Consider the following 11,105-nt stretch of genomic DNA (forward strand, 5'->3'; position numbering starts at 1 on the left):
ATGGATGCTGCCACCCAGATGGTGATCGACGGCCAGCGCGCGTTCGCGATGGTCGGGGCGATCATGTGGACGATGCTGCGCACCGGTGCGTTGCTGACCGCGATGCCGTTGATCGGCACGCGCGCGGTGCCGGGACGGGTACGGGTGATGCTGGCCGGCACCTTGTCGATGGTGCTGGCGCCGCTGCTGCCGCCGGTGCCGGACTGGGACGGATTCACCGCGCAGGCGGTGCTCAGCGTCGCCCGTGAGCTGGCGGTCGGCGCCAGCATGGGCTTCATGCTCAAGCTGATCTTCGAGGCCGGCGCGATGGCCGGCGAGCTGGTGTCGCAGTCCACCGGCCTGTCGTTCGCGCAGATGTCCGACCCGCTGCGCGGGGTGACCTCCGGGGTGATAGCGCAGTGGTTCTACCTGGGATTCGGCTTGCTGTTCTTCGCGGCCAACGGCCATCTTGCGGTGATCGCGCTGCTGGTGGACAGCTACAAGGCCCTGCCGATCGGCACCGCCATCCCCGACGCCGCCGCATTCGCCGAGGTGGCGCCCACCCTGTTCCTGCAGATCCTGCGCGGCGGGCTCACCCTGGCATTGCCGATGATGGTGGCGATGCTGGCGGTCAACCTGGCCTTCGGTGCGCTGGCCAAGGCCGCGCCGGCGTTGAACCCGATGCAGCTGGGCCTGCCGTTGACGGTGTTGCTGGGGCTGTTCCTGCTGTCCAGCTTCGCCAGCGAATTCGCCCCGCCCGTGCAGCGCATGTTCGATACCGCCTTCGACGCCGCCAGGGAATTGACCGCCTAGCGGGCACATCCGTAACTGTGAACTGCCTCAAGTTTCGCCCTGGCCAGCCGTCAACGCCACAGGACGATTGACACCGCCAGTCGCCATCACTCACCCACGCCAACGCCCGCGGGAACCGATGCCCAACGTGTCTGCGCTGTTCGCTCCGATTGCGTCACGAGGCGGCCACTGGTGGGCCCGGGCCTGCGTCTGGATGCTGGGGATCGTGGTGTGCGGGCACGCCCAGGCACAGACCTACAGCTTCCGCGACTACGCCCAGGCCGATGGCCTGCAGGGCATGACCGTCAATAGCCTGCTCGAAGACCGCCAGGGCGTGGTCTGGGTGGGCACCGAGCTGGCCCTGCACCGCTTCGAGCGCGAGAGCTTCATACCGGTCGGCCAGGAAAGCGGCCTGGATGCACGCTACATCCGCGCATTGGCGCTGGATGCGGCAGGACGGCTCTGGGTGGCCAGTGCCAACGGCGTGTTCGTCCGCGACGGCGGCGCATTCGTGCAACTCCTGCATGACGGCAAACCGATCCGCGCCGACAGCGGCAACGTGCTGGCCGCCTACGCCGACGGCATGGTGGTGGTCAGCGAGAACGCCTTGCTGCGCCTGTCGCCGGAGCACGCGGGCGGCTGGTCGGTGCGCCCGCTGCCGTTGCAGCTGGCCGATGGCACCTCCCTGCCCGCCGGCAAGGCACTGCTGGCCGATGGCACGGCGCTATGGACCAGCTGCGGACAGCACGTCTGCCGGATCGACGCGAACGGGCGCAGCGAGCTGCTCGGGCAAGCCGACGGTGTGCCGGAGCGGCAGTGGCGGGCGATCTTCCGCGACCACCAGGGCACCGTGTGGCTGCGTGGCGGTGGGCTGGTGCTGGCGCGCGCGCCGGGCGAGCGCGTATTCCGCAGTCATGCGGCGCCGGCAGGCACCAGCTTCGACACGCTCTCGGCGGCCACCACCCTGTCCGAAGACGCACAGGGCCGCCTGCTGACGCGTTCAGATCGCGGCCTGGTGCGCTGGGAAGGCGATCACTGGCGCTATTTCGGCCATGACCAGGGGCTGCCGATCAGCCCGATGGTCGGCCCGCTGATGATGCAAAGCACCGGCCAGCTATGGATCGGCACCCGTGGCCTGGGCGTACAGCGCTGGCTGGGCTACGGCAACATCGAGCACTGGGACGAGCAGCAGGGGCTGGCAGAAGCGCCGACCTGGATGATCCAGCGCCTGCCCAGCGGGGAACTGCTGGTCGGCGGCGATGCCGGCTCCAACATGCTGGATCCGCGCAGCGGGCGCATGCAACCCTGGACGCTGGACGACGGGCAGCCGCTGCTGCAGTCGATCTCCATGGCGCTCTCGCCGGCAGACGGCGCGGCCTGGGTGGCGCGCTCGTCCGGCGCACTGGCGCGGCGCGATCCGCACAGCGGCAGGACCGTCGACGTGCTGCAGCTGGGCCTGCCGATCAACAAGCTGCTGTTCGACGCCACCGGCACCTTGTGGATCACCACGCCGCGCGGCCTGTATCACATGCCGCCGGGCGCGCCGTATCAGGCCACCCGCGATGCGGGCGTGCCGGCCGCGTTCATAGGCGATGTCGATCTCGATCCCCGGGGCCGGCTCTGGGCCAGTACCCGCGAGGGGCTGTACAACCGGCGGGCGGACGGCACCTGGCAACGCGTGCAGGTGCGTGGCGCGCTGCCCAGCCAGGATTTCTTCCTGATCGATTTTGCCTCCGATGGCGAGCTGTGGATCTCGCTGCGCGATACCGGGCTGTGGCATGGCCGCCTGCAGGCCGATGGCGTGCTGGCGCTGCGCGCGGTCGACGACCCGCTGGTGGCGCGGGTGATGCCGTTCATCCTGCGCCACGACCGCAAGGGCCGGCTGTGGCTGGGCAGCAGCCAGGGCCTGGACATGCTGGAAAACGGCCACTGGTCGCGGGCCACGCGCACCGAAGGCCTGTTGTGGGACGACATGTCGGCCAATGCATTCTTCGAGGACGTGGATGGCAGCATCTGGCTCGGCAGCAGTCGCGGCGCCACCCATCTGATCGATCCGTTGCGCGTGTTCGCCGCACCGCCATTGCGCGCGGACATCCTGCGCGTGCGGCGTGGCAACCAGGCGATCACTGCGGGGACACAGGTCGATTGGTCGCAGGTGCCGCTGGATGTGGACATCAGCGCACCCGGCGCCGAAGGCGGCCCGGACCGCATCGGCTTCCGCTACCGGGTGGAGGGCCACCAGGCGCGCTGGACCACGACCTCGCTCAGCCACCTCACCTATCCCCTGCTGCCACCCGGCGCCTACACGCTGGAAGTACAGGCGCTGGACGCCTACCAGCGCAGCGCCAGCCCGGTGGCGCGGCTGCCTTTCGTGCTGCGCCCACCGTGGTGGCGCGGCGCCCCGGCAATGGCCGGCTACGTGCTGCTGGGCATTGCGGCGGTGATTGCGTTGCTGCGCTGGCGCACGCGCAAGCTGCTGCGACGCAAGCGCGAGCTGGAGCAGCTGGTGGCCGAGCGCACCGCCGAGCTGGAGCAGGACAAGCGCGAGCTGGAAGCGGCGCGCGCCGAACTCGCGCTCAAGGCCACCCATGACGAATTGACCGGGCTGCTCAACCGCGCCGGCATCCTGCACGCGCTGCGCGGCATGCTGGCCCATGCCGATACCAGCGCGCAGCCGCTGGCGGTGGCGCTGATCGACCTGGACCACTTCAAGCTGGTCAACGACCTGCATGGCCACCTGGCCGGGGATGCGGTGCTGGCCGAGGTCGGCCGGCGCCTGGATACGCTGGTGCGCGGCGACGACCGCATCGGCCGCTACGGCGGCGAGGAATTGCTGGCGCTGCTGCCGGGGCTCGGTGCCGAGGCCAGCCATCGCCTGCAGGCGCTGCATCACGGCATCTGCGGCCACTACCCCATCGATGGCGGCGTCTTGCCGGTGACCTGTTCGGTGGGCGTGGCCTGGTTCCAGCCGGGCGAAACCCTGGAACAACTGCTGGCCCGGGCCGACGCCGCGCTCTATCGCGCCAAGCGCAGTGGACGCAACCGCATCGATTACGACCAGGTGACCTACCACGCGGCGGCCAACGGCTGAACCTGCATTGCCACGCAAGCTGAAAAGCAGTGCCAATGCTGGGATCTGCAAACCGGCCGGGGCACGCAGCGCGCCTTACCGACGCATCGCCGACAACGCCATGTCTGCTGCCCAATGGAGGCCTGGGCGCGAGCAGCACGCAGCCGTTGCGCAACCGGCATCAAGCAATCTGCGTGATGGCGCCTGCAGCGACAGTGCGCGGTTCGGGAACAACAGGCCACTTATATGGCGGTGCCCGCTGCGCAATCACGCCACCATGCCTGCTCACGCATTAAAGAAACACACGTGAACAGCCGCTAGTCGGTTTACTGCGGCCTACGATGGGGGCCGCCCATGGCAAGCGTGAGACACCCGCGCGAAGGGCGCGGGGCACGCAGGCCGACGCGTGGGAGAGTGCAACGCCCGTGGGGTCTGAGTACCGCCAATGCAGGTCGTCACACCGGTGTGCACCGTTGCTGGCGGTGCTGCTGCTGGGATTGCTGTTGCTGGCCGATCTGGCTGCCGCGCAGAGCGCGAGCATTCGTCGCTATGCCCACGACCAGGGCCTGCTCGGGCTTGCCGGCACCTGCCTGCTGCAGACCCGCACCACGCTGTTGTGGGTGTGCACCGAAAGCGGCCTGTATCGCTACAACGGGCGCAGCTTCCAGCAGGTCGAGCTGGATGGCCTGCGCAACGAACCGATTGCCTCGATGAGCGAAGCCGCCGACGGGCGGCTGTGGGTGGCCGGCTTCCAGGCGCTGTTTGTCGGCGACGAGCACGGCTTTCGCAAGCTGGCCCCCGATGAGGCCGAACATCTGCAGGAAGACATGCTGCTGGCCAGTCCCTCCTGGGGCACGGTGCTGGCCAATGGCGGCACGCTGGAGCGGTTGAGCGCACGCGGCAATGGCCGCTGGCATAGCGAACCGTTGCTGGACACCGCCACCCGGGTGCGCGTGCCCGAACTGGCCAAGGTGCTGAGCCTGTCGGTGGAAGGCGACACCTTGTGGGCCGGCTGCGCCAGGCGGCTGTGCGCCATCGATGCGCAGCGCAAGGTGCAGGTCTACGGGCCGGACCAGGGCGTGCCGGAAGATCGCTGGTACAGCGTGTTGCGCGACCATGACGGCGCACTGTGGGTGCGTGGCACCGGCAACCTGCTGTATCGCGCGCCGGGCGCAAGCAGATTCAGTGTGCGGCCGCTGCCATTGCTCGATGGCAGCACCATCGGGCGACAGGCGCCGTTGGTGCTGGACCGCGAAGGGCGCGTGCTGGTCCGCCGCAACGACGGTCTGGCGCGCTGGGAAAACGGCCGCTGGCGCAGCTTCGGTGCCGGCAACGGGCTGCCGCCCGGCAGTAGCGATGCGATCCTGGTGGACCGCGATGGCGATGTCTGGATGACCGTCGATGGCGAAGGCCTGGTGCGCTGGGCCGGCTACGAATGGATCGAGAACTGGGACGCCTCGCAAGGCATGCCGGCCGCCCCCACCTGGTCGATCGGCCGCGACGCGCAGGGGGCGCTGCTGGTGGGCAACGAACACGGTGCCGGCCGCCAGGCCGATCCCGGGGGGCGGTTCGTTCCGGCCTTGCCTGCCTCCGGGATCCAGATCATTGGCATGCAACGCAGTGCCGACGGCAGCCTGTGGACGCTCAATTCGGCCGGTTTCCTGCGCCGCACCTGGCCGGATGGCCGCAGTGCCCAGGTCGCCAAGCTGCCGCGTACCGCGCGCCGCCTGCTGATCGACCGGCAGGGGCGGATGTGGATGCTCAGCGCGGGCGGGCTGTTCGTGATCCGGCGCCCGCTGGAAGGCGGCACGATGGAAGCGGTCGCCGACATGCCCACGATCGCCTACACCGACATCCAGCAGACCGCCAACGGCACGCTGTGGGTGTCCACCGCCAACGGCCTGTTCCGCCTGCAGGGCGCGCGCTGGTCCAGGGTCGAGGTGCTGGTCAACGGCGGCACGTCCGACCCGTGGATCAGCAAATTCCACATCAGCGATGGCGGCGAGGTGTGGCTGGCGTTCTATCGGCCCGGTCTCTGGCACGGCATGCTGCTGGGCGACCGGCTGGATCTGCAGGCGATCAGCGACGAAGCGCTGCGCGAGGTCGGCGTCTACCTGATGCGTGGCGACAGCCTCGGCCGGGTCTGGGTGGGCCACGCACGCGGGGTGGAGGTCTACGACGGGGAGCGTTGGGCGCATCTGTCGCAGTCGCAGGGCCTGCTGTGGGACGACATCTCCGAAGCGGCCTTCGCCGAGGATCCGGATGGATCGGTCTGGATCGGCACCTCGCGCGGCGTGAGTCATCTGCTGGATCCGGCGCAGCTGTTCGATGCGCGCCAGCCCAGCGTGCGCATCGACAGCGTCAGCCGCGGCGGCGTACCGGTGCAGCAAGGCCAGTTGCTGGGCTGGAGCGACAAGCCGCTGCATATCGAGCTGTCCACGATGGAGGTGTACGACGACCCGAGCCGCCTGACGGTGCGTTACCGCCTGCGCGGCCTGCACGACGCATGGATCCAGAGCGAGGACCTGTCGATCGACCAACCGCCGCTGCCCTCCGGGCATTTCCGCCTGCAGGTGCAGGTCCTGGACCGCTACCGCCGCACGGCCTCGCCGATCGCCGAGCTGGCGTTTGCGGTGGCGCCGCTGTGGTGGCGCAGTCCGCCGGCGATCGCGTTGTATGTGCTGATCGGCAGCGCATTGCTGGCCGGCCTGTGGCGCTGGCGGCATCGCCATCTGGTTGCACGCGAGCGCATGCTCGCCGAACTGGTGGCCGAGCGCACCTACCAGCTGGAACACGAAAAACGCGACCTGGAAAGCGCGCGCGCAGCGCTGGCCCTGAAGGCCAGCCACGATGCCCTGACCGGCCTGCTCAACCGCTCCGGCGTGCTCGACGCCATGGCCGAAGAACTGCAGGCCTGCGCGCACGGCGGCCATCCGCTGGCGGTGGTGCTGATCGATCTGGACCACTTCAAGCTGGTCAACGACCAGCACGGGCACCTGGTCGGTGATGCGGTGCTGGCCAAGGTGGGTGCGCGCCTGACCAGCTGCCTGCGTGACTCGGACAGGGTGGGCCGTTATGGCGGCGAGGAACTGCTGTTGCTGCTGCCGGGCATGTCGCGGCACAGCCAGCACCGGCTGCGCGCCATCCACGAAAAGCTCAGCCTGGCACCGTACGAGGTCGGCACCACCCGGCCGCTGCAGGTGACCTGTTCGGTGGGCGTGGCCTGGTTCCGGAGCGGCGACAACGCCGCCACGCTGCTGGCGCGTGCCGACGAAGCGCTGTACCGCGCCAAGCGGCATGGCCGCAATCGCATCGAACCGGAAGAGCCCGAATCGTCGGTGGCATGAGCATGCGCGCCGCCGCTCGGGCGTAGGTCGGTTCGACACCCACGTACGGATCCTGCTTCCGATACACGGCACCCACGCGTGCAGTGACGCCGACCCGCCTGCCGATCACAGGTGCGGCAGCATCGTCGCCTTGCGCAGAAACTGCATGGCTGACGCGCCACATCACCGCATCGCCTGCCGCCCGCGCCAGGCCGATCAGCGCATGCGCGTTGGATCGCTTCTGGCTGCCCGCAGGCGCTCAAGAACTGGCGCCCGGGGTCGCTACGTGCTTGAGCAAGCGCGTCCTTCGGCGCTGGAAGTGGATGGGTGGTCGGAACCTACAACCCTGGCATGGTGATGCTGTCGCTGGTGGTGGCCGTGCTGGCCTCCTATACCGCGCTGCATCTGGCCGCACGTGTGACGGCCAGTCTTGGCAGCGATGCCGTGGCCTGGCTGATGGGCGGCGCGGTGGCGATGGGCATCGGCATCTGGTCGATGCACTTCGTCGGCATGCTGGCGTTTCGCCTGCCGATTCCGCTGGGCTACGACCTGGCGCTGACCACTTGGTCGATGCTGGCGGCGATTCTGGCCGCAGCCCTGGCGCTGTGGTTGACCTCGCGTGCGAACCTGCCGTGGCCGCGGCTGGGCCTGGGTGCGGTGCTGATGGGGCTGGGCATTGCGTTGATGCACTACATCGGCATGGGCGCGCTGCGCATGTCCCCGGCCATCAGCTACGACCCGCTGCTGTTCGGGCTGTCCATCCTCATCGCCATCGGCGCCTCGGCAGCGGCGTTGTGGATCGCCTTCCGGCTGCGCCACGGCGGCCGCCGCTACAGCCTGCGGCTGATCGCGGCGATGATCATGGGCGTGGCGATCGTGGGCATGCATTACACCGGCATGGCGGCCGCGCGGTTCGCGCCCGGCAGCCTCTGCGGTGCGGCGGCCGGTGCGCACCTGCCGCTGCCCTGGCTGGCGGCCGTGGTGGTGCTGGTCACGCTGGCGCTGCTGGCGCTGGCGTTGGTGATCTCGGTACTGTCGCGGCGGTTCCAGCAACGCACCGACGTGCTCTCCGCATCGTTGGCGCAGGCCAATGCCGAGCTGGTGCAGGCGGCCCTGTACGACCCGCTCACCCGCCTGCCCAACCGCGTGCTGCTGCACGAGCACGTGCTGCAGGGCATCGACCGCGCCCAACGCGACGGGCAACGCTTTGCGGTGATGCTGATCAACCTGGATGGATTCAAGGCGATCAACGATGGCTACGGCCACCCGTTCGGCGACCAGTTGCTGGTGGCGGTGGCCGAGCGCATGCGTGCACACCGGCGCGCCCACGGCAGCCTGGCGCGTCTGGGTGCCGACGAGTTCGTGCTGGTATCGGCCATCGCCGACCCCGAGGATGCCGCCGCGATCGCCGCGCATCTGCTGCAGGCACTGGCGGTGCCGTTCCTGGTCGCCAACCAGGAATTGCGCCTCAGCAGCAGCGTCGGCATTGCGCTGTATCCGGAGGATGCCGGCAGCGAGCATCAGTTGATGACCCATGCCGATGCGGCGATGCGTCACGCCAAGCAGGCCGGCCGCAACCGTTACAGCTTTTTCGAGCGCTCGATGACCGGCACCACCCGCGAACGCCTGCAGCTGCTGCAGGATCTGCCGCGTGCGCTGGAACTGGGCCAGTTCGTGCTGCATTACCAGCCCAAGTACTGCGCCGACGACGGCCGCCCGATCGGTGCCGAGGCGCTGATCCGCTGGCAGCACCCCGAGCGCGGCTTGGTGCCGCCGGACAGCTTCATCCCGCTGGCCGAGCGCAGCGGCATGATCGGCCCGCTCGGCAGCTGGGTCCTGCAGCAGGCCTGCCGGCAGATGCGTGACTGGCGCGAGGCCGGACATGGGCACTGGCGTGTGGCGGTCAACCTGTCGGCCACGCAACTGGCCTCGCCCAGCCTGCTGGACGAGGTGGCCACCACCCTGGCCGACTACGCGATCCCGCCGGCCCAGCTCACCCTGGAAATCACCGAGAGCATGGCCATGCGCGATGCCGAAGCCTGCCTGCGCACGCTCGGCCAGCTCAACACGCTGGGCGTGCGCATCGCCATCGACGACTTCGGCACCGGCTATTCCAACCTGATGTACCTGCGCAAGCTGCCCGCGCACGAACTCAAGATCGACCGCAGCTTCGTGCAGGCCCTGGACAACGGCCCGGAAGACATCGCCATCGTCGCCGCGGTGGTGGCGCTGGCGCACACCATGCGCCTGCAGGTGGTGGCCGAGGGCGTGGAGACCGCCGCCCAGCGCAACACCCTGGAACGGCTGGGCTGCGACCAGCTGCAGGGCTATCTGCTGGGCCGGCCGATGGACGCCGAGCACTTCATCGCGGTGGTGGTCGCCCAACGCGACGGCGCAACTCGCCCGACCCGTTAAGCGAAAGGCGTCAAAACGACCGCCGCCCCGGCATCTGCCATCACTCTCTGACCCGCCAACCAAGCCAAGCACCAGCCTGCACTGGTCCGCCGCCCCCCATTTCCTGCCTGCGGCCTCCCCCGCGCACGCGGCGACCTGCGCGCCTTCCAACTGCAACAGCCGTCGCAGGCGCGCAGGCGCGCAGGCGGGGCGATCTACCGCGATGGCAGCGCCATCCACAGAGCCCGGCGTGCGCTTGCTCACCACCAGCCACAACGCCCCGCCAGCGGCTCCACGCACGGCCGCTGCTCTTCCGATTCCCCAATCCCGATTCCCGATTCCCGGCCACCATCTGGAACGCAGCTTGCATGAGACCAGGCTGATCCCCCACCGGCATCTCCATGTCCGAGTCCGAAGACGGCGGCGAACGCACAGAGCTTCCCACCGAAAAACGCCTGCGCGAAGCCCGCGAGCAGGGCAACATCCCGCAATCGCGCGAGTTGTCCACCGCTGCGGTGTTCGGCGCCGGCGTGTTCGCGCTGATGGCCCTGGCCCGCGGCATCGGCGATGGCGCCAGCGTGTGGATGAAGACCGCGCTCAGCCCGGACCCGAAGATGCGTGAAAACCCGATGGCGCTTTTCGGCCATTTCGGCGACCTGCTGCTGCAACTGCTGTGGGTGATGCTGCCGCTGATCGGCATCTGCCTGGCCGCCGGCCTGGCCGGCCCGTTGCTGATGAGCGGGCTGCGGTTTTCCGGCAAGGCGATCATGCCCGACCTCACCAAGCTCAACCCGATGAACGGGATCAAGCGCATGTGGGGCAGCAACAGCCTGGCCGAGCTGGTCAAGTCGGTGCTGCGGCTGCTGTTCGTCGGCCTGGCCGCCAGCCTGTGCATCTCCAAGGGCCTGCACGGCCTGCGCTCGCTGGTGAACCAGCCGCTGGAACAGGCCGTGGGCAACGGCCTGGACTTCACCAAGAGCCTGCTGTTCTACACCGCAGGCGCGCTGGTTCTGCTGGCCGCCATCGACGCGCCGTACCAGAAGTGGAACTGGCTGCGGAAGCTCAAGATGACCCGCGAAGAGATCAAGCGCGAGATGAAGGAAAGCGAGGGCAGCCCGGAGGTCAAGGGCCGCATCCGCCAGATGCAGATGCAGATGTCGCAGCGCCAGATGATGGAAGCGGTGCCCAAGGCCGACGTGGTGCTGATGAATCCGACCCACTATGCGGTGGCGCTCAAGTACGAAGGCGGCAAGATGCGCGCCCCGATCGTGGTGGCCAAGGGCGTGGACGAAATGGCCTTCCGCATCCGCGAAGCCTGCGAACAGCACCGGGTGGCGATCGTCACCGCCCCGCCTTTGGCACGCGCCTTGTATAGAGAAGCGCAAATTGGCAAGGAAATTCCCGTGAGACTCTATTCGGTCGTGGCCCAGGTGCTGTCCTACGTCTACCAGCTGCGTGGCTGGAACGGCGGCCCGATGCCGGAATTGCCGTCGCTGGACGTGGATGAGTTCGGCAAGGGAGCCAGCGCATGAGCGCCCAACCCG

At 68.8% G+C, this 11,105-nt stretch carries 5 protein-coding genes and 1 pseudogene; all 6 read left to right on the top strand.

Translation table 11 applies throughout. The features are described from left to right. The 6 genes and pseudogenes from fliR (at window position 1) to flhB (ending at window position 11,093) form a co-directional block, all read left to right on the top strand. Window positions 1-792: a flagellar biosynthetic protein FliR gene (fliR, locus tag CPBF1521_RS12250; protein ID WP_053051291.1), complete on the top strand. Its 792-nt coding sequence runs from the start codon at window positions 1-3 to the stop codon at window positions 790-792. Between the two features lie 193 nt (window positions 793-985). Beyond that, window positions 986-3,862 carry a diguanylate cyclase domain-containing protein gene (locus CPBF1521_RS12255; RefSeq protein WP_115677174.1) on the top strand — a complete coding sequence of 959 codons (2,877 nt, stop codon included), beginning with the start codon at window positions 986-988 and terminating at the stop codon, window positions 3,860-3,862. 404 nt (window positions 3,863-4,266) lie between these two features. Next, window positions 4,267-7,188, top strand: a complete 2,922-nt coding sequence (locus CPBF1521_RS12260; RefSeq protein ID WP_181901218.1) for a ligand-binding sensor domain-containing diguanylate cyclase — start codon at window positions 4,267-4,269, stop codon at window positions 7,186-7,188. Window positions 7,189-7,494: 306 nt separating this feature from the next. Continuing rightward, window positions 7,495-9,582 carry a putative bifunctional diguanylate cyclase/phosphodiesterase gene (locus tag CPBF1521_RS12265; RefSeq protein WP_115677176.1) on the top strand — a complete coding sequence of 696 codons (2,088 nt, stop codon included), beginning with the start codon at window positions 7,495-7,497 and terminating at the stop codon, window positions 9,580-9,582. 123 nt (window positions 9,583-9,705) lie between these two features. Continuing rightward, window positions 9,706-9,823 (top strand): annotated as a pseudogene (locus CPBF1521_RS21895) (LysR substrate-binding domain-containing protein); the annotation flags it as partial. A 139-nt stretch (window positions 9,824-9,962) separates the two neighbouring features. Continuing rightward, window positions 9,963-11,093 (top strand): flagellar biosynthesis protein FlhB, encoded by a 1,131-nt coding sequence (gene flhB / locus CPBF1521_RS12275; RefSeq protein ID WP_039521450.1) that lies wholly within the window; start codon window positions 9,963-9,965, stop codon window positions 11,091-11,093. The last annotated feature ends 12 nt before the right edge of the window (window positions 11,094-11,105 follow it).

The sequence above is a fragment of the Xanthomonas euroxanthea genome (assembly GCF_900476395.1).
In the GTDB taxonomy this organism is placed as follows: domain Bacteria; phylum Pseudomonadota; class Gammaproteobacteria; order Xanthomonadales; family Xanthomonadaceae; genus Xanthomonas; species Xanthomonas euroxanthea.

Excerpts from the sequence above, each read along its gene's own strand:
- fliR (WP_053051291.1), top strand. The coding sequence starts at position 1 with ATGGATGCTGCCACCCAGATGGTGATCGACGGCCAGCGCGCGTTCGCG.
- CPBF1521_RS12255 (WP_115677174.1), top strand. The coding sequence starts at position 986 with ATGCTGGGGATCGTGGTGTGCGGGCACGCCCAGGCACAGACCTACAGC.
- flhB (WP_039521450.1), top strand. The coding sequence starts at position 9,963 with ATGTCCGAGTCCGAAGACGGCGGCGAACGCACAGAGCTTCCCACCGAA.